Origin of the sequence: Nostoc sp., from assembly GCF_036917375.1 — a bacterium.
GTDB lineage: Bacteria > Cyanobacteriota > Cyanobacteriia > Cyanobacteriales > Nostocaceae > Nostoc.
This window is the reverse complement of record NZ_JBALDN010000096.1, coordinates 1-23,457: the sequence shown is the minus strand read 5'-3', so window position 1 is coordinate 23,457 and position 23,457 is coordinate 1. Positions and strand designations below refer to the sequence as shown.

Annotated in this window: 19 protein-coding genes and 4 tRNA genes; 7 read left to right on the top strand and 16 right to left on the bottom strand. The window is 42.4% G+C overall.

Features of this window, described 5'->3' with window-relative positions:
* Positions 1-79 precede the first annotated feature (79 nt).
* The 3 genes from V7K45_RS26040 to V7K45_RS26030 all read right to left on the bottom strand — a co-directional run bounded on the left by V7K45_RS26040 (position 80) and on the right by V7K45_RS26030 (position 4,714).
* A complete protein-coding gene (locus tag V7K45_RS26040) occupies positions 80-2,782 on the bottom strand; it encodes a type I secretion system permease/ATPase (protein ID WP_335007820.1) in 2,703 nt (900 codons plus the stop codon).
* Positions 2,731-3,513 carry a peptidylprolyl isomerase gene (locus V7K45_RS26035; RefSeq protein ID WP_099102542.1) on the bottom strand — a complete coding sequence of 261 codons (783 nt, stop codon included), beginning with the start codon at positions 3,511-3,513 and terminating at the stop codon, positions 2,731-2,733. Before V7K45_RS26035 ends, V7K45_RS26040 begins: the two co-directional genes overlap by 52 nt.
* A 403-nt stretch (positions 3,514-3,916) precedes the next feature.
* Entirely contained in the window at positions 3,917-4,714 is a 798-nt protein-coding gene (locus tag V7K45_RS26030) for a TIGR00297 family protein (RefSeq protein ID WP_335007819.1), read from the bottom strand.
* 402 nt (positions 4,715-5,116) lie between these two features.
* Here V7K45_RS26030 and V7K45_RS26025 point away from each other — a divergent pair, with 402 nt between their 5' ends.
* Positions 5,117-5,548, top strand: a complete 432-nt coding sequence (locus V7K45_RS26025) for a VOC family protein (protein WP_335007818.1) — start codon at positions 5,117-5,119, stop codon at positions 5,546-5,548.
* Positions 5,549-5,597: 49 nt separating this feature from the next.
* Here the strand turns inward: V7K45_RS26025 and V7K45_RS26020 are convergent, their stop codons facing one another.
* Entirely contained in the window at positions 5,598-6,233 is a 636-nt protein-coding gene (locus V7K45_RS26020) for an esterase/lipase family protein (protein ID WP_335007817.1), read from the bottom strand.
* Positions 6,234-6,756: 523 nt separating this feature from the next.
* Here V7K45_RS26020 and V7K45_RS26015 point away from each other — a divergent pair.
* A complete protein-coding gene (locus tag V7K45_RS26015) occupies positions 6,757-7,320 on the top strand; it encodes a hypothetical protein (RefSeq protein WP_335007816.1) in 564 nt (187 codons plus the stop codon).
* Between the two features lie 34 nt (positions 7,321-7,354).
* On the opposite strand, the gene V7K45_RS26010 is transcribed toward V7K45_RS26015, so the two are convergent.
* From V7K45_RS26010 to V7K45_RS25990, 5 genes are all read right to left on the bottom strand, one after another.
* On the bottom strand, positions 7,355-9,652 hold the full coding sequence (locus V7K45_RS26010) for a VIT domain-containing protein (RefSeq protein ID WP_335007815.1): 2,298 nt from the start codon (positions 9,650-9,652) through the stop codon (positions 7,355-7,357).
* A gap of 68 nt (positions 9,653-9,720) precedes the next feature.
* On the bottom strand, positions 9,721-10,785 hold the full coding sequence (locus V7K45_RS26005; protein ID WP_335007814.1) for a tetratricopeptide repeat protein: 1,065 nt from the start codon (positions 10,783-10,785) through the stop codon (positions 9,721-9,723).
* Between the two features lie 68 nt (positions 10,786-10,853).
* On the bottom strand, positions 10,854-11,648 hold the full coding sequence (locus V7K45_RS26000; protein WP_335007933.1) for a 16S rRNA (uracil(1498)-N(3))-methyltransferase: 795 nt from the start codon (positions 11,646-11,648) through the stop codon (positions 10,854-10,856).
* An 87-nt stretch (positions 11,649-11,735) separates the two neighbouring features.
* Positions 11,736-13,652 carry a sulfite reductase, ferredoxin dependent gene (sir, locus tag V7K45_RS25995; RefSeq protein WP_335007813.1) on the bottom strand — a complete coding sequence of 639 codons (1,917 nt, stop codon included), beginning with the start codon at positions 13,650-13,652 and terminating at the stop codon, positions 11,736-11,738.
* A gap of 239 nt (positions 13,653-13,891) precedes the next feature.
* The gene (locus V7K45_RS25990) at positions 13,892-14,431 is read right to left on the bottom strand and encodes a hypothetical protein (protein ID WP_335007812.1); all 540 of its coding nucleotides are present in this window, start codon (positions 14,429-14,431) and stop codon (positions 13,892-13,894) included.
* A gap of 394 nt (positions 14,432-14,825) precedes the next feature.
* Between V7K45_RS25990 and V7K45_RS25985 the strand changes: the two genes are divergently transcribed.
* On the top strand, positions 14,826-15,767 hold the full coding sequence (locus V7K45_RS25985) for an ADP-ribosylglycohydrolase family protein (RefSeq protein ID WP_335007811.1): 942 nt from the start codon (positions 14,826-14,828) through the stop codon (positions 15,765-15,767).
* 149 nt (positions 15,768-15,916) lie between these two features.
* Here V7K45_RS25985 and cutA read toward each other — a convergent pair whose 3' ends face one another.
* The 4 genes from cutA to V7K45_RS25965 form a co-directional block, all read right to left on the bottom strand.
* A complete protein-coding gene (cutA, locus tag V7K45_RS25980; RefSeq protein WP_335007810.1) occupies positions 15,917-16,249 on the bottom strand; it encodes a divalent-cation tolerance protein CutA in 333 nt (110 codons plus the stop codon).
* Between the two features lie 5 nt (positions 16,250-16,254).
* The gene (locus V7K45_RS25975; protein ID WP_335007809.1) at positions 16,255-17,256 is read right to left on the bottom strand and encodes a transposase; all 1,002 of its coding nucleotides are present in this window, start codon (positions 17,254-17,256) and stop codon (positions 16,255-16,257) included.
* 21 nt (positions 17,257-17,277) lie between these two features.
* Positions 17,278-18,129 carry a hypothetical protein gene (locus tag V7K45_RS25970; RefSeq protein ID WP_335007808.1) on the bottom strand — a complete coding sequence of 284 codons (852 nt, stop codon included), beginning with the start codon at positions 18,127-18,129 and terminating at the stop codon, positions 17,278-17,280.
* A 140-nt stretch (positions 18,130-18,269) separates the two neighbouring features.
* Entirely contained in the window at positions 18,270-18,929 is a 660-nt protein-coding gene (locus V7K45_RS25965) for an Npun_F0813 family protein (protein ID WP_322739187.1), read from the bottom strand.
* A gap of 358 nt (positions 18,930-19,287) precedes the next feature.
* On the opposite strand from V7K45_RS25965, the gene V7K45_RS25960 reads away from it, so the two are divergent.
* Positions 19,288-19,360, top strand: a tRNA-Arg gene (locus V7K45_RS25960).
* A 72-nt stretch (positions 19,361-19,432) separates the two neighbouring features.
* A complete protein-coding gene (locus tag V7K45_RS25955) occupies positions 19,433-20,110 on the top strand; it encodes a group I intron-associated PD-(D/E)XK endonuclease (protein WP_335007807.1) in 678 nt (225 codons plus the stop codon).
* Between the two features lie 327 nt (positions 20,111-20,437).
* Here V7K45_RS25955 and V7K45_RS25950 read toward each other — a convergent pair.
* From V7K45_RS25950 to nadA, 3 genes are all read right to left on the bottom strand, one after another.
* Positions 20,438-20,509 (bottom strand) — tRNA-Thr (locus V7K45_RS25950).
* A gap of 87 nt (positions 20,510-20,596) precedes the next feature.
* Positions 20,597-20,682, bottom strand: a tRNA-Tyr gene (locus tag V7K45_RS25945).
* A 124-nt stretch (positions 20,683-20,806) separates the two neighbouring features.
* Positions 20,807-21,781 carry a quinolinate synthase NadA gene (nadA, locus tag V7K45_RS25940; protein ID WP_335007806.1) on the bottom strand — a complete coding sequence of 325 codons (975 nt, stop codon included), beginning with the start codon at positions 21,779-21,781 and terminating at the stop codon, positions 20,807-20,809.
* Between the two features lie 149 nt (positions 21,782-21,930).
* Here nadA and V7K45_RS25935 point away from each other — a divergent pair, with 149 nt between their 5' ends.
* Both V7K45_RS25935 and V7K45_RS25930 read left to right on the top strand, forming a co-directional pair.
* Complete coding sequence (locus V7K45_RS25935) at positions 21,931-22,851, top strand: TIGR04168 family protein (protein WP_335007805.1); 921 nt, start codon at positions 21,931-21,933, stop codon at positions 22,849-22,851.
* 131 nt (positions 22,852-22,982) lie between these two features.
* Positions 22,983-23,067: transfer RNA gene (locus tag V7K45_RS25930), tRNA-Ser, on the top strand.
* The last annotated feature ends 390 nt before the right edge of the window (positions 23,068-23,457 follow it).

The following is a 23,457-nucleotide window of genomic DNA, read 5'->3' as shown; positions in this document are numbered from 1 at the left end:
TTCGCCAAAGGCTATGCTTAAGCCGCTTTGCAAAGGTTTATTTTTTATGTAGCCACAAGCTTTGAGTTAGTTAAATCTATTAAATGTTTGCTTGCTGCCGTTGATATAGTGACCAATACAAACCCTTTTGTTGTAACAATTGTGAGTGAGTACCACGTTCGGCAATCACGCCTTGCTCTAATACCAAAATCAAGTCGGCACGTTTGAGAGGAGCAAAACGGTGAGCAATTAAAAACACGGTACGATTAGCAGAAATTTTTTGCAGGTTTTGCAGGACTTGTTGTTCAGTTTCACTATCCAAAGCACTAGTAGCTTCATCCAAAACTAAAATCGGCGCTTGGGAAAGAAATAGCCTTGCCAGAGCAATGCGTTGTCTTTGTCCACCAGATAAAGCTGTACCGCGTTCGCCAACATTGGTTTCGTAACCGTAGGGTAATTGACTAATGAAGTCGTGTGCTACGGCTAATCTTGCCGCCTCTACTACTTGCTCTGCGGTAATGTCGGGACTACCGAGAGTAATATTTTCCAAAATAGAACCGTTAAATAAAAAGTCTTCTTGGAGAACTACACTAACTTGTTGCCGCAGTGACGCTAAATCGGCACTTTTTATATCAAAACCATCAATAAGGATGCGTCCTGATTCAATTTGATAGAGGCGTTGTAATAGCTTAGAAAGGGTACTTTTCCCAGAACCGCTACGTCCGACAATGCCAACAAACTGCCCTGGTTCGGCACTGAAAGAGATCCCTCGCAGAATTGCTTCAAAGTTGGGGCGGTAGCGGAAAAATACTTGCTCGAAAGTGATTTGTCCTTTCAGGGGTGGCAAAACTAAGCCAGTTCCCAGTTCAGCTTCTGGGGAAACGTTGAGAATATCACCAATGCGATCTACAGAAAGTAGCACTTGTTGAAGGTTTTGCCACAACTGTACTAAGCGCAAAAGCGGGCCTGTGACTCTACCAGACAACATTTGAAATGCAACAAGCTGTCCAATTGTGAGCTTTTGTTCGATGACTAACTTGGCACCAAACCAGAGAATCAGCATAGTGGACAAATTAGTGAGAAAATCACCAATGTTGCTGCTGATATTGGAGGTGGTAGAAGCTTTAAAGCCTGTGCGAATGAAACGGGCAAATAAGCCTTCCCAGCGATCGCGGGCTACTGGTTCGGCTGCGTGGGCTTTAACAGAGTGAATTCCGGTGATTGTCTCTACTAGAAACGATTGACTATCAGCACTCCGGTTAAAAGTTTCGTTGAGCCAGTTACGCAGAATTGGTGTTGCAACTATCGTTAATGTGGCAAAGAGTGGCAGTACTGCTAAAGCCACAAAGGTAAGTGGGATATTATAGTAAAACATCAATGCCAGGTACACCACAGCAAAGATGCTATCTAGAATTACAGTTAATGCTGTACCTGTGAGAAACTGACGAATTTGTTCGAGTTCCTGGACTCTTGCTACTGTGTCTCCGACGCGGCGCGACTCAAAATAAGCCAAAGGCAGACGCATCAGATGGCGAAATAGCTGCGCTGATAAACTCAAATCCAAACGGCGAGCTGTATGGGTAAAGATGAATAAGCGGAGAATGCCTAGTACGGATTCAAATATGGCTACGCATAAAAGTGCCAGCGCCATCACATCGAGAGTCGGCAAACTCCCCTGCACCATCACTTTATCAATGACGACTTGGGTAATTAGCGGTGTTGTTAACCCCAAAAGCTGCAAGGTAAAAGATGCTAACAATACTTCTGTGAGCAATCCCTTATACTTCCAAACTGCTGGGGTAAACCAACTGAGGTTAAATTTTTCTTGCTGGGATATGAGTTCTACTTGCCACAATTGTCCATCCCAAGACGCCTCAACTATAGATTGCGGCAAGCTTTCACAAGTCCGTTCGGGATTTAGAGGATTAGCGATAATTAAGCGATCGCCTTTAACTCCATAAGCCACCACCCAGGATGGACTCTGGGGTGAGTCAGAATTCCACAGCAATAAAGCTGGAAATGACAACTGTCGCAACTCACTCCAACTCACTTGTAACCGCCGCAACACTAACCCTAACTTTTCTGCTGCTTCCACAACCTGTTTTGGGCGTTGTCCTCTGAGTTGACGCTGCACCCATTCGAGTTGCACAGAATTTTCTAGTTGTTGCGCCACCATTGTTAAACAGGCAGCAGCGGTATTCCAACTGGCAACAAACGGATAAATTGCAGCGATCAAATTGGCGGCTGGGAGTCCTTTTTGGGGTTGGAGGCTGTGGGGGCTGGAAGTCCCGTCTGAGGCTGAAGTTACTGAAGGAGTGCTAGAGAAGGAAAATGTCTCCCTTTGTCCTTCCATTTCTACTGGTAACGCTTGCCAAAATTCCTGAATTTGTGGGTGAGAAAATTCTGCCCACAGCGCAGTTTCCCAACAAACTACTACCACCTCTTTACTAGCAGCTACAGCTTTAAAATCCGCAGATAGCTTTTGGAAGTCGCCGAACCAATCCCCTGCATCTAGAGCGGCTATTGGTTTGCCAACGCCCTCTTCTCGCAAGCGGACTTTCCCAGCCACAATTAAAAATTGATAGCCACCGACATCGTTTGACCAGATTTTTTCTCCAAGACGATACTGGCGGGTTTGGCACTCATTTTCCAATCGGGATTGTTGTTCGGGAGTCAGCCAGGATAGCGGTGGCTGATTCCAAGGCAAAGAAGCTAGCACTTTTAATCGTAAAGATTCATTATCCAGAATTTTTAACTCACTTGTAACTTGACTGTCAGTTTTTGAATTTTCTCTGCTAGCCATTTTTCAAACAACTCATTTTGTAGTGCTTGCTGTAGTTGAGTATCTTCTAAAGACGCTGGTAGAAATTGTTCTACTCGAAACAAACCATAAGGCCCTTCTCCTTGGGGAGAGTCTTTGCCAACGATTTCTATTGGACCTATCAATTGTCCAGGACTGGCCACATCAATAGCTGCTCGTAATATATCCGGCATACTACCTCGGCTGACGATTCCCATCATGCCATTCACAATTCGGTCATCTGAAAGGGAATACTCTTTAGCTAGTTGCTCAAAACTACCTCCTTCTTCTATTTGGGTTTGGAGTTCGTCTGCCAATTCTCGATTATCAACAACAATCCGGGAAAGTACTACCCGATCCAAAAAAATCTTGCGTTCAATAAAATATTCTGGGAGTTTTGTTTGTGTCACTACAGCTTTCAGCTTTTCTAACTTGTAACCAAAAGCAACCGAGGTGTGAAAAGTAGCGTAATCTGTATTATTTGTCTTTAACCATTCTTGAAAACTTTGGGGGTCAGTGAGTTGATTTTTCAGCCTAAAGTCAATAATTGACTGTTCAGTTATTGCGGTACCAATTTCAATATCATCTCGTGTTCGGATTTCTTCCTCAATTACGTACTGTCGGAGAATATCCCCAATGAACTGTCCCAATTTTCCAGAGGCTTGCAGGTACTTTACTGCTTGCTCTATAGAAATTATTTGGTCATTAATTGTCAAAAATGATAAAGATTCCATGAACTAATTATGTGAAAATTGTTAAACACTTATAGTACTTTTAAATTAAATCATATAGAAATAATCTAGTCATTAATGGATAAAAATGATAAAGATTCCATGAACTAATTACATCTAAATGGTCAAAAAATTATATAACTAGTAAATAAAATAATTTGCCACAATCACTTTTACAGTGTAGTGGGGACAAAATCAGGATTGAAAATATTAGTGGTGGCGCAGTAGCAAGGCAGATTAGTTATTTTTTACTAATGCCTTTCAAGAGTGCTGAGTGCTGAGTGCTAAGTGCTAAGTGGGGAATCTGGAACTGGTAACGGGCTAAATGCCCCGCTATCAGCTAACGGAATTGTTTTGCTCGACACCCCACTTAAACGAGTAATTGTAATTATTTATTCTCGTCAGTCTACTTAATGAAAGTTATCCATGTCCAAGCAAGTAGCACAGATGCGATCGCACCGATTAATGTATTAAAAATATTTACTACTTCATTGGTCAGCCAGGTATACTTAGATTGCAGTGTTGCGCCAATCACACTTTCTAGGTTAGTAGCAATAAATGCTGCCAGCACACACCAAGCTACTCCCAATATATCGATTAAGCCAACTTCCCAGCCCACAAGTGCGATCGCTACAGAAGCCACAATCCCAGCTAAAGTTCCCTCCAAGCTTACCGCTCCTTCTGTACCGCGAGGTACTGGTTGGAGTGTGGTAATCAAAAAGGTACTTTTACCATAAGCTTTACCGACTTCGCTAGCAGTAGTGTCAGCTAGCTTGGTACTGAAACTCGCTACATAGGCTAGCAATAATAGAGACAGGGGATTGGGGATTACCGACTGGGTAGTAGGTACGAGGAATCCCGAATTTATTATTCCTACTCCCAAAGCACACAGTGCCCCAGTCAAAGCCGAACCCCAAACATTTTCTGGGCCTCTTGCCCCAGAACGCTTTTCAGCAATTCCTTCTGCCTCCTTCTGCGCCATACCGATGCGGGTAACGCCAGAACCAACCAAAAAATAGAACATTACTACTGCATATCCTTGCCAGCCTAAAGTTACCCAAATTAAGATGGCCAAAAACCAGGCATGGAATAATCCAGCAGGGGTAAGTAGCTTTTTCGGAGCAATCCAAGCTAAACCCAATAAAATTGTGTTTAATACTACTGCTACTAACCAGGGATTTACAGAATCTATTGAGGATGACATCAGCAATTAATCATGAGTAATTTTGTCTGAATATCAACAGAATAACGAATTTGTGATGCTTAGTGCTTTATTTTTGCAACCTCTCTAGGTAAAGTAATATGTTTGTATTATTCATTAAATTGCGTAGGCATCATTCGGAAAGCTGAGTGTCAAACCATCAATGAGGTCTTAGATTTACGCTGCAATGATTAAACAAAATGCAAAACTTCTTTTGAGTTAGGTAAACTCTTCTCCGTAGCCGCAGAGTACAGTGGCGGAAGTATTACTCAGTCCCCAATCTTAGTAATAAGGATAAAGAATATAAGTTAATGTCAATAAAAACTGTGTCCAAGTTAACCACAATCAAAACTTAATAGCATAAATTGTAGATAGCATAAATTACTAGTATTTTTCACATAAGCTATGAGCCAAACTTTATTCCATCTAGCTTTCCCTGTAACTGACATTGCCCAAACAAAAACATATTATGTAGATGGTTTGGGCTGCATTCCTGGTCGTGAAAACCACCATGCCCTGATACTCAATCTCTACGGTCATCAATTAGTGGCTCATGTCACAAAAGAACCTTTGACACCGCAACAAACTATCTATCCCAGACATTTTGGGCTAATTTTTACCCAAGAACGTGACTGGCAAGACTTACTACAAAGGGCACAACAACAACAGTTACTTTTTCGTGAAGAAACCAAAAATCGCTTTGTTGGTTCTCCTCTTGAGCATCGCACTTTCTTTTTAGAAGATCCCTTTCATAATCTCATGGAGTTCAAGTATTATCGTCACCCAGAGGCGATTTTTGGGAGTTACGAACATACGCAAATTGGGGATAGGACTTAAAAATTAAAAATTAAAAATGCAAGTAATGCAAGCGTAACAAGGATGCTGGTTACTGACTGGATTTTTTATTTAGCAAAGGTAGCTTAATAGGCTTTGTTAAAGCTGCTGTGACTACCGCTAAACTCCTAGAATCTGTCAGCATCCAAGGGTGTAGAGTAACTGGTACTATTACTTGGCTCCCTACGGGCATTTGTGAACTATTTGCTGGGACAATCATTAAATCATAAGGTGTCCAGATAGACGTAAAATCTAGCTGCTCCAACATTACAGCATCAGAATTTAAATCCTTGAGAAAAATGCTATCTGGACGCATTTGTAGGCAACCAGGACGCCTAGAACCATAAGCAACCACAGTTCCATAATGGGGCGAAGAGATGGTAATAAACCGCTGCACGCGGTTAATTCCTCCCAATCGCTGAACATAGTAACGGCTGACAATTCCTCCCATACTGAAGCCTACTAAATCTAGGCGTTGTTCTGGTGCAAAGGTCGCTGTAACATAATCTGCTACTTGTTTTGCCAATTCATCAAGACCCACATCACCATTATTAGGAACCAGATTCAGGCTATATACAGACCAACCCTGTAGTCTTAATTGAGCGGCCATTCTATAAAAAACTGCCTCTGTGTCGTCAATACCGTGTATTAACAAAACGGGATTGCGTTGTTGATTTTCAATGTTCATTTACAAAATCTGGCTGAATTAAGGGGTGTATTTCACTTTTGTAAGTACATACTGCTTTACAAACTGAAGTTATTGCTTTTCGGATTCTTTGCTTTATAAAAATATTGTGGCAAACAAAACTGAAATGCTTTCAAAAATAGTTTGTATAAAATTTAACGAATTAATCTTGCCATCTGCTATTCGGCTATGACACTCTTCCCACTGGTTAAGAGTAAACTGCTTGTTTAACTTCAATTGGGTATTTACCAAGCAAAGAAATGTTAATTATTGTAAAGCTTGCTTTCAGAATCTTGCTCTTAGCTACAGTAAAATTTAATAATTAGTTCTCGGTGTGTGCAGGTTGCAAATGCTTGCAATAGAACATTTGCCCTGTGGTTTTACTACAATGTTAATTAAGCACAAACCTATAAGGGTTGTCACCAGAACGGGGTGACGCCAAATAGATAATGTAACATTTTGTCGTAATTTTTAACAATTACGGTCGAGTTCAAAATATAAAAGGTAAAAGGCAGGAGTAATTGTAATGGATTTTATCAAAAAGTTAATTTCGGGTATTCAGGGCTTTCTTGGGGGTATTCTGGGCTTCATTACCGGACTATTACCAGGGAAGAAGAAAAGCAACGGCTACTTTTTAGAATTGGACGAAGCCAAAGATGCTGCCAAAGATGCTGCTAAAGAGGTAGCATCGAACGCGAAGAAAGTAGCAGAGACAGTTACATCAACAGTTGCATCGAATGCTAAGAAAGTAGCAGAGACAATTTCATCAGAAGCACCAACTCCATCTAAACCAGATTCTTTGAATGGAACAAAAACCGCCGCAGCTAAGTCTAAGGCTAAGGAAAAATCAGCTAAAAATCCCAAACCAGCTGACGTTCAATTAGTTCAGACTGCTGAGGGTCTTAAAATTGAACCAGGCAAAAAAGCAAAAGCGGCGGCAGCGAAAGTACTCAAAGAAGAGCCAACTGAAACAACCTTTGCACCAAAATATCTTGCTCCTTCGACTACTAGCTCTAATGGTCGTCGTCGTCCAGGGGCGAATATGAGTGCTTATCTAGACATGGCGCGTCAGATTAAAACACCTAAATAATTTATAGAGACCGTAAATTTACGGTCTCTATAGATTAAACGCGAAGATGCAAGGTTAAGATAACTTTGCCATTTGTAGATGGGGGAACTCTCCAAAGTAGGAGCGATCGCTTAATTTTCTCCACTACAAGTGCATCTTTTAGGGTAGAGGCTTCCTCGTCTAACATTACCCGTTCTACCCGACCTTTCTTGACGGTGAACTCAAAGACGATTTCACCACTGAAGCCGAAAGAAAAGTTTAGTTGTTGAAGGTGTTGGGTTAGGTTAGCAATTTCTGTTTCATCCAAGCCTGTAACACTGATGACCTCTAATTGATGGTTGATGGCTGGGTCTAAGATTTCATCTTGTTCCATCTCCTCTAAATCAAAGCTCAAAGACATCTCAACTTCTTTGGCTGCTGGAGATTGTGGCGATCGCTTTTGCCGGAGAAAATCGGGAGCTTCTGCTGAGGCTGGTGCTAATGGCATTGAGAGTGATATTTTACGTGCAGCCGAAGCTTTGCCAAACCTAACGGCTTCAGGCATTTCCACTGGCACTTGCATAGATAAGTATTCGCTTCCTGGTTCAACTGGCACGTCATCGCTGACAGCTACAAAAGCGGTGTATTGAGAAAGCAGTTGATAATTTAAGGCTGTTTTTGTAACTGCCTCTACACCAGCTTTGGTTTCAAAACTCACCATTTGATTCATCAAGTATTTGATGCGAGCGCGTCCCCACAACTGCGCTACAGCAACATTTCCTGTTTCTTCAAATACGAGGTGAAATGTTTTTTCATAGTGCTTACCGCCCGCAGAAATGCCGGAAATTTGCAGATTACCACTAGCTTTATCTTGTTTGCGACCAAATAAAACTAATGGTTGTTCGCTGAATAAATCAGGCGCTACCTTTGGGTAAATCACAGGTAATTCTGTGTCACCTTGCCAAGAGATTTGAATATTTGTAAGTACAGGATTGTTAATTTGCCTGTAAAACTTTTCGGCAACTTCTTCTGTGGGTTCATCATGACGAATAATTGTAGATATTCCCCGGCCAATTTCGGCGATGCGATTTAGTAAAAAACGGTTAACTGAACTACCAACACCAAAACTGTAAAGGCGATTTCCTGGTTGTAGATGCTGTTGTACCTCTGCCAAAATCTCATTTTCGTTGCCAATATAGCCATCGGTTAAGAGTACAACACTGCGTAATCTTCCGGCTGGTGTGGGGAAATTTATCGCTGTACGAATGCCACTGAGCATTTCTGTGCTGCCATCAGCTTGTAAATTGTTAATGTAAGCGATCGCTTGGGCACGATTTTCTGGTGTATTCGGCAGAGGTGTTGGCGATAACTGTCTGACTTTATCGGAAAAATCGATAATTGTGAAAGTATCGTTGGGATTTAACCCATTAATAAATTGCCGCATCAATTCCTGACACTTTTGCAACGGATCGCCAGATTGGGAACCGGAAGTATCCACCAAAAATACGACATCTTTGGGGACAATCTCATCAGTAGAATATTCCAAAGCTGGAATCAGATATATGGCGAAATGTCCGCCGCGATCGTCAGCTTGGGTTAATACTGTAGATTGAGTTTCTTCACCAGAAACTTGATAGCGGAGAATTAAATCTTTGTTGGGAATTGTATCTTCTCCAGCTAATTGAATCCGCACAATTTGACCTGAGTGTTCAATTTTTAATTGATGGGAAGGAGAACGCACTTCAGAAATTGGCAAACCCGCATCAATTTCGACTGTGACATTAATATTGTGACGCGATCGCGTTCCTTCTAAGACTACAGACGGTGTAATGCGAGAAGCATCAGGAACTTGATCTGTATCACCGCTACCATCTATCGACGTTCCCGGAATATATCTTGGCCCCACCACCATCGGGAAAACAAATTCGTAGTTGCCCGCCTCAAATTTTAAACTTTCGGTGTAACGAATTGTGACATCAATTTGTTCGCCAGGTTTGATGTTAGCTAGAGATTGGGTGAAAATATTGTCTCGTTCCTGTTCTAGAAGTCCGGCGGTGCGTCCTTCTTGTTTTGCCTTTTCGTAGATGGCTACAGCTTCTTCACGTTTTTTAATATTACCTTTGATGATACGGCTACCTATTTTGATTTCCATATCATCCACTGCCGCCTCATCAGGTAATGGAAAGATATAGACTGCTTCTAAAGGCTGCGTGAAGGGATTTTCAAAGCTTTGGATGACATCAACGCGTGATAAATTACCGGCAATTTTTGCTTGAACTTCCGTATACCTGAGTGGAAAAACTAGCTGCTCTCCTTGAGGAGATTGAACATACAAACCCCCTAGTTTCTGGTTTTTAGTACTGACTATATTCATAAATTTGATATAACACTCCAATTGGATTTATGAATTGAGTTTTTCAGGTAGGTAATACGAATTACGAATTATTTAACAAACACCAGACCACTATACAAATGAAAAGCTGAATCCCAATTAGTCTGTTCCCTACGAAACAGCTCGATGTGAGACTTGATATGACTCAATATTTCTGTTTGATCTAATGTTGTATCTGCAAAAGACGTAAAATCTGACCAGATTTTGACTTGAGGTAGTTGCTGGTCAATCCAACTTGATAAAGTATTCCAATTAATTCTGATTGTATTTTGGCTAGCTTGAGGAATGATTTCTAAACCTTTCTGAAATTCATAGCCGTTATCATAAAGTCGGAGAATGGAACGTCTACCAGGTATGTGTAAATCACAAAACTGAGCATAGTCTTGTGTTTGAGTTTTCCATTCCAGTTTACGGCGGGCATTAACATCTACAACTTGTTCAAAAATGGGCAAAAGTCCCACTACTCTTGCTGTGACTTCTGACCAGTCAAAAGTCAGAGAACCGAGTTGATTTACCTCGTTTCGGCAAACAACAGTAGCTTGTGGGGTAGATGCTTGGAAATGTTTGACTTGATAAACTTGAATTTGCTGAATTTGCGCTATTGTTGCCCAAAAGCAAGGAATACCAGCCTGCTGTAGCTGTTTCCCATAAAATTTTAGTTCTCCTACTTGGCCAGTGCGGTACAATCTCCAGCCACGACTTGGCAGTACCAGCCGTGCAGTATAAGGGTCTAGCTGCATAATCTGAGCAAATTTTCGAGATGCTTCTGTTTTCATCTCGGTACTGAGTGGCTCTAAAACTAGTACGCCAAGTTCGGTGTTATTTGGTTCAGATTTTGCTTGGGAAATAGCTCTTTGTCTTTCTTCTAATTCAATTTCTTGTAGCCGTCGCAAACCTTCGCGTGCGAGCGTTACTATTTTGGCATTCCTTGTATCTCGCAGCAGTTGCCGATAAATTTTTTCTGCATCTTGGCGCTTTTGAGATACTTCATTTAGCCGACCGAGATAATATTGTACCCAAGGATTTTCGGGTGATTCTTTTTGCAGCTGTTTGAGTAATTTAGCTGCTGTTTTATAGTCTTTATGCTCAAAAGCGATCGCAACTTGCTCAATCATCACTTACTTTAAATACACGTTGGAGTGATGTCTCGCGCAAAAGTAATTTTGCGTGAGCTATAAATCATTTATACTTCACAACTTGCGGTAATCAAGGATAATGCTACTACTGGGGCTGTAACTGCTCTCAGGATGCGGCGACCAAGGGAAACAGGCTGAAATCCAAATGCGATCGCATTCTCGATTTCTTGTGTTGTCCATCCTCCCTCTGGGCCAGTAGCAATGATAATCGTTTCTTGTCCGATGTCATTTGTCCTTTGTCCTTTGTGCCGTAAGCAATCTTTTAAATGGGGAAACTCACCACGCGCTTCACAGATATATTGCTGACTGTTTACAAATGACACAGGCGCTTCTCTACGAGACGCGACGCGAACGCCTTCCCGCAAGGGATGACTAGTGACTAATGACAAACCCGTATTAAAAGTAACAGGTTCTAAAATTGTCGGTACGAATGAGCGCTCTGATTGCTCGGCGGCTTCCGCAGCGATGCGCCGCCAGCGTTCAAGCTTTTGAGGACTAGGATGAAGCAAAGTGCGATCGCTCAATACTGGTGCAATACAAGTTACTCCTAACTCTGTACAACACCGTACCACTTCATCAAATCCATTGCCTTTGGGCAACGCTACCATCAGCGTAATTGATACAGGTAATTCAGTTTCTACCGAAAGCGCTTCTAAAACCCGTGCTTGTTCCCCTACTAAATGCGCTAACCACCATTTTCCCATACCATCCATTGCAATAAAGCGATCGCCTTCGCGCAAGCGCAACACACGCCCCAAATAATGCTGTTGTTCTTTGGTAAGTGAAATTTGACCTTGTTGGAGTTGGGAGGGTGCGATCGCAATTCTTTGCAGTTGAGACATGGGATTTGGAAATTTCAAGAATATCAAATCAAAGATGGACACAGATAAATCCATCTGTGTCCATCATGGTTTAACTATTTATTCAGCTTACGAAAGATTCTGGAAGTAAGCCTCTAGCGCTTCACTCACTAACTGAGTCATCGGCTTACCTTGGCTTTCTGCTACTTCCTTCAACTTGCTATAAACCTCTTCTTTCAAATTGACCCGATGGCGCGATTTGTTTGCACCATTAGCTGTTTGCGGTTCGTAGCTAGCAGCAAATTCGCGGATGGCATCAAAACCAACGCGATCGCAAAAATCACCAAAGCTTTCCTTCGATTTCCGAGATTTTTTAAAGTAAACAAAAATCGGCTCTAAAAAGGTTTCCAAGTCATTATGGTGCAGCTTTTCTATGTAAGGTTGTGCCAATCGAGTCTGATTTGGCGAACCTCCTAACCATAATTGGTAAGATTCTGGAGCGCTACCGACAAAGGCCAATTCTGCTAAGTAAGGACGAGCGCAGCCATTGGGGCATCCTGTCATCCTTACCACAAAATGTTCTTTTTGTAAACCTAGTTTATCCAACAGAGCGCGAATCCGCTCCAAAATACTTGGTATTGCGCGTTCTGATTCCGTGATTGCCAAGCCGCAAGTGGGTAAAGCTGGGCAAGCCATTGCATACCGCACTAAAGGTTCGATTTTACTAGGGTCGTCTCCGACCCCGTAACGGCTGAGAATGTCTTGAATAGCTTCCTTGCTATCTGGTTCGATATCGTAAAAAATCAGATTGTGGTTAGCTGTCAGGCGGATGTGTAAGTTGAACTGTTCAACAATTTCCCGCAAAGCAGTTTTCAGTTGAAACGAACCTTCATCCTTGACTCGACCATTGTCAATGGAAATTCCTAAGAATAGTTTGCCATCACCTTGTTCATTCCAGCCGAGGAAGTCGTGATATTTAAACTCTGGCAGTGGTTTGAAGGCTTCAATTGCTTTACCAAAATATTCTTCAACTTGGGTGCGGAATTTATCTACACCCCAATCGTTGATTAGATATTTTAATCTGGCATGACGACGGTCGGTGCGATCGCCATAATCTCTCTGGGTAGCAACAATCGCTTTCACAATGTCGTAAACGTCATCTTTCGCTACATAACCGATGGGGTCTGCTAACCTAGCGAAAGTTTCTTCTTTACCGTGGGTTCTACCTAAGCCACCACCGGCAAAAATATTAAATCCTTCTAATTGCTTCTTCTTATTGGTAATCACTACCAACGTCAGGTCTTGAGAATACAAATCAATCGAATTATCCCCTGGCACGGTCACGCAAATTTTAAACTTACGGGGCATATAGTATGTGCCATAAATCGGTTCTTCGTTGTCATGGATAATTGTGCCATTGCCATTGCGCTGTCGCGCTGCCTTCACCTCTGGGGCTTCTTCAGCACTAATTGCTTTTTCCCCATCTAACCAAATTTCGTAATAAGCACCTGTTTGCGCTGTCAGCAAGTCAGCAATATTCTGGGCATACTCCCAAGCATACTGGTACTCTGGGCGATTCTTAAAGGGAGCTGGTGGAGCCATTACGTTGCGGTTGATGTCGCCGCAAGCTCCCAAAGTTGAACCCAGGTTCTTGACAATGGTGGCGATCGCTGATTTAAGATTTTTCTTTAAAATACCGTGCAGTTGGAAACCTTGACGGGTAGTTGCTCGTAAAGTGTGGTTGCCATACTCATCAGCGATTTTATCTAAAGCCAGATACAGCTGCGGCGGTACTAAACCACCCGGATTTTTTGTCCGCAGCATAAACTGATAATCTTTTTCCTGTCCCTTGGTGCGGTTGTCGCGGTTATCCTGCTGATAAGAACCGTGAAACTTCAAAAGCTGCACCGCATTTTCGGTAAAATGCGTAGTGTCTTGAAAAATCTCAGTTGCTATAGGTTCACGCAAAAAATTACTATTTTCCTTGATTCCTTCTACTTTGGAAGGCTTACGGGTTGCGATGGGGGAAGGAGCAGATTTAACCATTAGACTTGTATAGTATTCTCAATAAAGCATTAGTAGACGCCGAATCAGCACCCTTCGGCTACTTGATCCCCGGTAATCCGGCCGGAATAATGAGGAATATTTTAATTTTATCACGGCAAAAGCTGGCTTTGTCAGTGATGTAATACTTAACAAAACCAGCTTTTTGGAGTAGTGAGTGAAGAAGTGCTGAGTCCTGAGTACTAAGTAAAGTATAAACTGACTGAGGACTCAATAATCTTTTATTTGAAGCGATAACCAATACCACCATTGATGCTAACAGCAGAAGCATCGCTATTTTGGTAAGCACCAAGTCCAACTTTGGCATTAGTGTAGACGAGGAAGTTATTAGCAACTTCCGATTCAACACCAGCACCTACCACTACTGAATCTTTGTTACCTATAGGAGTTGGTGAGCCATCTTTCTCAACAAAAGAATAACCACCAGTTAAATAGGCATTAGTTTTATTAGCGATAGGCACATCCACAGAAAGTTCTGGAATTATGGCACTTGTTTTATCACTCCAGAGGACATTACCGCGTGCAGAAAACGGCGTAGTTCCTAATTTCACTCGACCTGTGACATTACCACCAAATGTGGCATCATCGTTAATGCCTCGTCCGCCACTGGTAACGCCAGCTGCAACACCAGCACCAACATAACTAGCATCAGTACCCTTTTTAGTTTCAGCAGAAGCGTGACCATCTGATAGGAAAAGAGGAGCAACTATTAAGGAAGACAATGCAGAAATTGTCACGAAAGACTTGAATAAGCGTTTCATAATTGTTACCAAATTTTGTATTTTTTACTTGTATATTCCAAGTCGAAAATAAAGTGACAATGTTCCAAATAATTCCCAACTTTTATGAAATGACTGTTGTTATTAATGTATAAAGATTGCAGTAGAACTATCCTTTATATTGATAAATAAGCTGTTATAATTACATCTCAATGTCTTTCCAATCTGGTTCTTTGTTCCCCCGATGGACGCTTTTAAAACTGTCACAATATTTGGAACTAAAATTAAGTCGGGATATGGTAAATAAAATACCCTATTAATAATTTTTGCCCAGCTTTTCACAGATGATGAAAAACTAGGCTGTAGCATCTGTTGCAACAAGCTATAGAGGGAATCTATAAAGTTAATTTTGAGCAATTATTGTGGAGATTGAATAATGCTAACCGCTGCAAAAACGTTATCTGGTTTGATGGGTTTATGTGTCGGTGATGCGTTGGGTGTGCCGGTGGAGTTTACTAGCCGCGCTGAACGAGTAAAATCTCCAGTGACAACGATGCAGGGTTATGGCACATGGAATCAACCACCAGGAACTTGGTCAGATGACAGTTCCTTAAGCTTTTGCTTGGCAGAATGCCTTTGTCGGGGGTATTCGTTGGATGCTATAGCTAATTCCTTCTGGCGCTGGTACAAGGAGGCTTACTGGACTCCCCGTGGCGATGTCTTTGATATTGGTCAAACTACCCACACAGCTATTATGCGCCTGAAACAGGGAGTTGTTCCCCATCAGGCGGGTGGGAAGGTTGAGAATAGTAATGGCAATGGTTCTTTAATGAGAATCTTGCCGATGGCTTATTGTCACAGAAACTTAACTTTAGGCGAATTGTTGGCACGGGTACATGATGTTTCCGCGATTACCCATGCTCATGCGCGATCGCAAATGGCCTGTGGCATTTATATTAGTATTGCAGTGGCGCTCTTGGAAGGGGCTGACCCGCAAACAGCTTATTTACAAGGATTGCAAGATATTCAAACAATTTATTCTGTGCGGGAATTTTTGTTAGAAAAGCCGCATTTTGGCAGAATTTTCAGTGGTGAGATTGCCAAGATACCAGTAGAAGAGATTAATTCTGGTGGCTATGTGATTGATACCTTAGAATCATCCCTGTGGTGCTTGTTAAATAGCTCGTCTTATTCTGAAGCGGTACTGAAAGCTGTCAACTTAGGCGGAGATACCGATACTACCGCTGCTGTCACTGGTGGATTAGCGGGAATTTACTACGGTGTGGAAAATATTCCCAAACAATGGATGAACCAAATTGCTCGTAGACAGGACATTATCTACTTGGCAGAGCGTTTTGCAAGGGCTGTCTACAGTTAGTAGTCTGTGAAACGAAGTTTGAAGGGTAGAGGAACGAACCGCGTTCGCGCAGCATCTCGTTCTCTTATATCTCAAATTTAATGGGACAGATTATTAGTTTGTAATTTTAAATTATACGAAGAGTGAGGAGTTAAGATTTTCATAACTCCTCAATCTTTACTTTTAACTTGCTGAGAAATCCACTGTAAGTAGGCTTGAGAACCAGCAACAATTGGTAAAGCAATAATTTCTGGCACTTCATAGGAGTGCAGTTCTTTAATTTTGGCCTCCATTGCGGGAAATTGCGCCAAATCAGTTTTAATCACTAATTGCCATTCTTGCTCTTTATGCAGTTTCCCTTGCCAGGTGTAAATTGAGTGGATTGGTAACAAACTCACACAAGCAGCGAGTTCAGCTTCCACAAGGGCATTTGCAATTGCTTCTGCCTCCTGTATGTTGCCAGCTGTCACCAATACCACACCATAGCCAGCAGGTGTCTCCATGACCTCTAAACCGTCATAGATAAGGAATAGACCTGACCATCAATCAGCAGCCGTGTAATGCCCTTAGCTTGCAAATGAGTCCGAGCCTTATGGAGCATTTTGCTATCAGGAACTTTAATCACGCGATCGCGCTTCGTAGAAAAGCGCTTGGCAACGCGATGGTTATCAAACACCGGCAGAGTTCTTTGCTGGGTTTCCAGGCTGGGAATTTGCCCCAAGTCACCAAAGTCTTTGAGAGGCCGCGTAATTAATTCCGAAGAACGGTCAATTACCAGATAGCAAGTTTTCGGCAAATTCGCTATCGACAGAGGTAAAACTTGAACTGATGCTTCACCTGGTCTTCGTTTTGTGACTAACGGCCTTTGGTCATCCAGGTCATCATCATCAAAGTCTTCTTCCTCAAAGTCGTCATCATCTAAATCATCATCATCTAAATCATCCAAATCCTCTGATTCGTCGAGCAAATCTTCGCCCAGCATCTGCGCGATGACAGCCGCTCCTGGATGTTCATTCTTTAGCGGTGGGATGGGGATGCTAACTATTTCCGGCGGCTTTGGCTCTGGAGTTTCTAATTTCTCTGGGACTCGGAGCTTTGGTTTTTCCGTCGCTGAGGGGCGTCGCCGCACTCGTCTACTAGCAGCAATTGACTCCGCCGTTTCCTCTGAGTAAAGTTCCTGCTCTACATGAATTACCCGACGTGGCAGTGGCTCAACCTTTGGTACTTCCACAGGGTGGCTCTCGATGGGTGGAACTTCTATCTCCGGCTCTGGTTGAGTCAGCAGTGGTAACTGCTCGTAGCTTACCTGCGCCCTACCCTCAGGAGTTCTCGCAGCCCGCTTTAAGGAGACTAAGTATTCATACTCATCTTCTGGCAAAGTGCTTTTGAGCAGGCGACTAATTGTCGAGTTACTCACACCATAGCGGTCTGCCAAAGTTGAGGTTGTTTCGGCAGTCTCTCGATATAACTTCAGAATTTCTTGCTTGTCAGAGTCTGTTAATTTTCTCACGGTAGATACCAAAAATCCTTACTAAGCTCGTTTTCGTCCGCTGGTACGCCGCGTTCGTCTTAGTGATGCGTCATATTCTAAGACAGCGCCCATGCCAAATAACACTCCGCTAAACACCCAAAACACTTCTAATATCTCCCCACTTTGATAATTGGGGCCTTGGGCATATTTAAACCACATATCTGCAATGTAGAGCGAAAAGGCCGCCGCTGCAATCATTCGCCAAGACTGGGAAACTCTTCCCCCCCAAAAGGCTAGTAGCAGAGTGGTAGCAATAATTAACAAAACTACATCGCTAACTACGTAAAACCAATTCAAAATAGCGACTAGCAGTTCTGAGGACGTTTCCTGCTGCATAGAAATCCACCATGCCAACAAACTACCGAAGACTGCAATTGCTAAAACAATTAGCCACTGCCATTTTTCCAGATTGATTCGCCTGGAAGCCACAGCTAAAATCATGCCTGCGCCAAGTAATAGATAAGTCAGTACAAAAAATATATCGCCCACAGACACATCCGGTTCATCTTTTAAAACTATTTCGGTATAGCCGAAAATTATCCCTCCAACGAAATAAGAAAGCATACCTAGCCCAATTAAGAGCCAAACATTCCGGCCGCTGACGATTTGCGGACTCAGCCAGTTCCTCAAGCATAAGATACCGGCACCCAAATAAGCTAAAGCTTCAAAAATATTTGTGCCAATCACATACCACTCGGCTCGGCTTTCTATGCCATCTGCTCCGGGAACTTTGGCACTAAACAACAAAAAGTATAGCAGTGCCAGTACGGCCCAGCCAATATTAGCTAAGACAATGTTCTGAGTGGTGAAAATTGATTTAGAAAGGGACGAATTCTCGTAAGAGTTATTCATAAGACTTGACTATGTAGATGCACTCTGGCAGTATTTTGATTTAAAGGACTGTATATCTAGTAGTGTATCTACTAGGTAATACACAATCGGACACCAAAAGCAAGTGCCAGTGGCAGGATTTTTGTGAAAAAATTTCCATGCTACTGCCATAGTTTACCTAGTGGCGATTGATTTAGCCAAGTGATAAACAGCGATCGCTCGGCTTCTGGCATATCTTCTAGCTTATAAATCACTTGTTTGGTAAAATTAGCGTTACCAAAATAGGCTTTTCCTAATCGATGCAGTTCTTGTAATAGGATAACTACATGATTTTCTTGCCAATCAGGTATTTTAGCTGTCGGCAAAGGATTAGTAGATACCAAATATTTAACCGCTTCTAGGGATGATGCTTGGGGAAATTGTTTTTGCTTGAACACTTCCGCAATATCTTTTTCAAATAATGCAGCTTGCCTAGCACCTAAAAACTCTTCAATGTCGATAGAAACACCCTGCAACAGCAAAATACCGGCTTGGACTAAAATCGCCGTTTTGCCATGACCACCTGTGTCACTATCTAGTTGCTCTAAACGGATTTTACCCCAAACACTAAAGCGTTCCGGTTCCTCCAGCAAAACACAGGCTTTACCCCGGTTATCCGTTAATTCTCGCCATAAGGCTCTAGCTTCTTCCTCTTGACTAGCTTTGAAAACACTAATCAAGCGAAAAGTCTGCCCTTGATAACTGAGGATCGGCACCTGCTGATCCTTTTTTGGGTGCTGAATGCTTGATATTTCAACATCCTGCCGTTTGAGAATAAACATGGCACTAGCAAATAACTCCTCACAGGGGCACTCTTAATATGGAATATATAATGGCATTTGGCAGCATCGCCAAGGCTGAAATTACCTAGCATACTGTAGGAATGAGCCTAGCGATCGCTCGATCCTTCCCGAAGGTAGCCGCCCAGAGGGCGTTAGCGCTAACGGGCAAATAACCCCTTGACAACTCAATATATCTAAACCAATACCCCATCTGTTTTGTTTTCGGTGTAGATTGCACTAACTAGCGACTAGCATCTTAGCCTTGCTAGTGGTAAATCTGCAATTTTTGATTGCTTGTTGGTAGGTGAAGACGATATAATAGTGTAGGTGACTCCATAGGGAGCCATTAATTTATGTTGGGCGCGTAGCTCAGTGGATAGAGCCACGGATTTCTAATCCGTTGGTCGCAGGTTCGAACCCTGCCGCGCTCGCTTTAACTTAATACGAACCCTAAAGAAGCCTTTTCATGGTAATTTACCAAATAGGCTTGAGAGTTCATATAAATGCACCACACAAAAGATAAGGGCGATTTAGCAGCTGCTAAAGTGATAGCAGATTTAGTCGAGAAAGAATATTCGGTTTTTGTACCAGTAGTAACTGAACATGCGCCCTTTGATTTGATTGCCTACAAAGATGGCAAATGTTACAGAATTCAAGCTAAGTACAGTTGTGATGGCACACTGAAAAATAAAAGCAATTGGGCAGACAAGAATGGTTGTCATGAGAAAAAATATAAATCTGATGACTTTGATTTCTATGGTCTTTATTTGCCAGATATAAACAAAGTAGTATATCCATCAATCACGTTTGGTGGTTGCGGTATTAGAACTATGCCACCTAAATCACCTAATGCTTTTTATTGGTGGGAGGATTTTACAGATTTAACTGAAGTAGCACTTAAGCGAACCTACAAGGAGTTTGGCGTTGACTTAACAACTAGAAAGGTTAACCCAGACTCTAGAATTCATACCAGAAAAGTTGAAAGACCATCAAAAGAAGAACTAGAAAAACTAGTTTGGGAAAAGCCAACTGCACAAATTGGGAAAGATTTTGGCGTGTCTGATAAGGCTGTAGAAAAGTGGTGTAAGGCTTATGGGATAGAAAAGCCACCTAGAGGGTATTGGGTGAAGAAAGCTTATGGAAAAGTAGAAGGACAGTTAACAATCCATGACGAAGATTGAAACTTATTGAGTCTGCTCAAAAAACTAAATAAATGAAAACTTTTTTATATACATCAGATATTCCATCTAATCGGAGTGAGGTTTTAGACTCCATTAAGGGACTTGCGATACTGAATTTGACTAGATGGATAAATGTCTCTGTGGCTTATACTGAGCCTACAAAATCATAGCTAAATCATAGCTAAAAAAACAAGCTGGATATCCCAAATTTTAACCTGATAGTCAAAATAGTCACAAATACAAGTAAGATAATTAACTTTTCAACATTTAAATTCCTTCAAAAGCTTGAAGCCCTTGCTTTTACATTGATTATTTTATCAATTTAAAAGCCCGTGACGAGGATTGAACTCGTGACCTCACCCTTACCAAGGGTGTGCTCTACCACTGAGCCACACGGGCAAAATATAACCTTGGTTTTTTAGTTGTAAGTTACAATGCTGGGAGCTTTGCTCTTAACCCAGTCATTATAACTTATAACTTCGTAAGTGGTGGGCCGGGCTGGATTTGAACCAGCGTAGGCGCTAGCCAACGGATTTACAGTCCGTCTCCATTAACCACTCGGACACCGACCCGATTTGTCTCACGATTTAAAATCTTAGCACCATGTTTTAGAAATTGCAAGGAATTAGAAAAAACAACTTGCAGGTAGAGATCGCAACAAAACTGAGTCTCTACCTTATGGATAAAAAATACTGGTTACACGCTCATCTCCAGCATTCGTTGCATTGGTCGCAGGGCAGCAAGACGAATATCCTCTGACATAGTAATTTCGGGAGTACGATTTTTCATTGCCCAGTAAAGCTTTTCTAGGGTGTTTAACCGCATAAAGGGACATTCGTTACAAGCGCAGTTATTCATCGGCGGGGCAGGAATAAAACGCTTGTCAGGAGCTAGTTTTTGCATTTGGTGAATGATTCCCGGCTCTGTAGCAACGATAAATTCCTTGGTGGGGCTGTTTTGACAATACTTGAGTAAGGCGGCTGTAGAGCCAATAAAGCTGGCGTGACGCAATACACTACTTTCACATTCCGGGTGTGCGATCGCCTCTGCTTCAGGATGGGCTATTTTTAACTGGACAATTTTCTTTTCTGAAAAGGTTTCATGGACAACACAGCTACCTTGCCATAGCACCAAATCTCGTCCTGTCTGTTCCATCACGTACCGCCCCAAGTTCCGATCTGGGGCAAAAATAATCGGCTGTTCTTTCGGTATCTGCTGCACAATTTTCACAGCGTTGGAGCTAGTACAAATAATATCGCTCATCGCCTTGATATCAGCAGAACAGTTGATGTAAGACACCACCAAATGATTCGGATGCGCTGCTTTAAAAGCTGCGAATTCGTCTGCTGGACAACTGTCTGCTAAAGAACAACCAGCATTCAAATCTGGTAAAAGTACTAATTTATCGGGATTAAGTATCTTTGCTGTTTCTGCCATGAAGTGAACGCCAGCAAAGACAATTACATCCGCATTAGTTTTTTCGGCGGCTTTGGCTAGTTGTAATGAATCCCCAATAAAGTCTGCAATATCCTGAATATCTGGCTCTTGATAATAATGCGCCAGGATAACGGCGTTGAGTTCTTTTTTGAGACTCTGAATTGCGGCAAACAAATCTAGTGGTAATTCACCCAGTTGGGTGTTTTCTCGTTGAGCTAGTGCAGTAGTAAACACAGTTTAGGGGTGCTTTATGTTGCAAATGTATGTCCTGTGGATTCAATTATAGTAGTTTTTACCAAAAATAGTGGACGGTTGATATTTTGGGGTTGTGTCCAAATCGGGCTGAGTTTCATATCCTGGAGATAGACGGCAAGGAAAGTGGCATGACCAGTCAGAAAACTCAATCGATAAACCTCAAAATTGCTGTAGTTGGAGATATTCACGACCAATGGGAAGTGGAAGATGGCGTTGCACTCAAGCATTTGGGTGTTGACTTAGTGCTGTTTGTCGGGGATTTTGGCAACGAGTCGGTGGAAGTGGTCAGAGCGATCGCTTCTCTCGATATTCCCAAAGCAGCCGTGATGGGCAACCACGATGCCTGGTACACCGCCACCGAATGGGGACGCAAAAAGGCTCCTTATGACCGCTCTAAGGAAGACTGGGTACAGGAACAACTCGATTTATTAGGCCCGTCCCATGTTGGTTACGGTAAATTGGATTTTCCCGCTTGGAATTTAACTGTAGTGGGGGGTCGTCCCTTTACTTGGGGTGGCCCAGAGTGGAAATTCGCGGAAATCTGTAAAGAACGTTACGGTGTGACGAGTTTGGAAGAATCCGCCGATCGCATCGTGAAAGCTGTTAAAAGCGCCGCTTACGAGACAATTATATTTTTGGGTCACAATGGGCCTAGTGGGTTAGGCGATCGCCCTGAAGACCCCTGCGGCAAAGACTGGCACCCAATTGGCGGCGATTTTGGCGATCCAGATTTGGGCGAGGCGATTTCTCAAGCCTTGACTGCTGGTAAAACCATTCCTCTGGTGACATTTGGTCACATGCACCGAGATTTACGCCATACCAAGAAGGTGCAGCGCAAGCCCATCTTTAGAAGTCCAGAGGGGACAATTTACTTAAATGCGGCTAGTGTCCCCAGGATTGTGGAAAATGATGGCGAGAAGTTGCGTAATTTTTCCATTGTCACCCTAGAGGCGGGTGTGGTGTCGCAAGTGTCCCTCGTTTGGGTAGGGAATGACTTTCAGGTGGCTAAGGGGGAAATTTTGTATGAGCGATCGCGGATTGTGTCGTAGACATTCGCATCCAGTAGTGCAATCTGCGTAGAGAATAGGGTATAGTATTATCTGTCAAGTTTAGTGCTAACCAACAAAAGCGCCTGAATAGCGTCTGAAACAAGGATCGGCACAAGTTTGACAGATTTACTGGAGAGGTGGCAGAGTGGTCGATTGCGTCCGACTTGAAATCGGATGAGGCTAAAACCTCCGGGAGTTCGAATCTCCCCCTCTCCGTTCTTGAATATATAACTTTTTCAAACTTGCGTTTAAATATTATGGTTCCCTATGGTGAGGATACCGCGTGCTAATTTTTCAAGTTTTATTGCATGCAAACCAAGAAGATGGAGCAACCTTTTCATTATTTAACAAATTATCTAAAAACAAATATGAGAATGTATCAACTTTATCGGATCGTTTGATTGAAATAGTAAATCTCCCGTGAGTAACTCGTAGAGTGTCACACCCAAAGAAGAAAAATCAGTACGGTAGTCAATCCCCTGATTCATTCTACTTATTTGTTCTGGAGAAATATACTGGAGTTTAGACTAAATCGTCGAAATCAAAGAAAAAAGAGGAGGTCTGATTGAACACAGGCCCACTTTTGACAGAAGGTGAGAGAAGAAC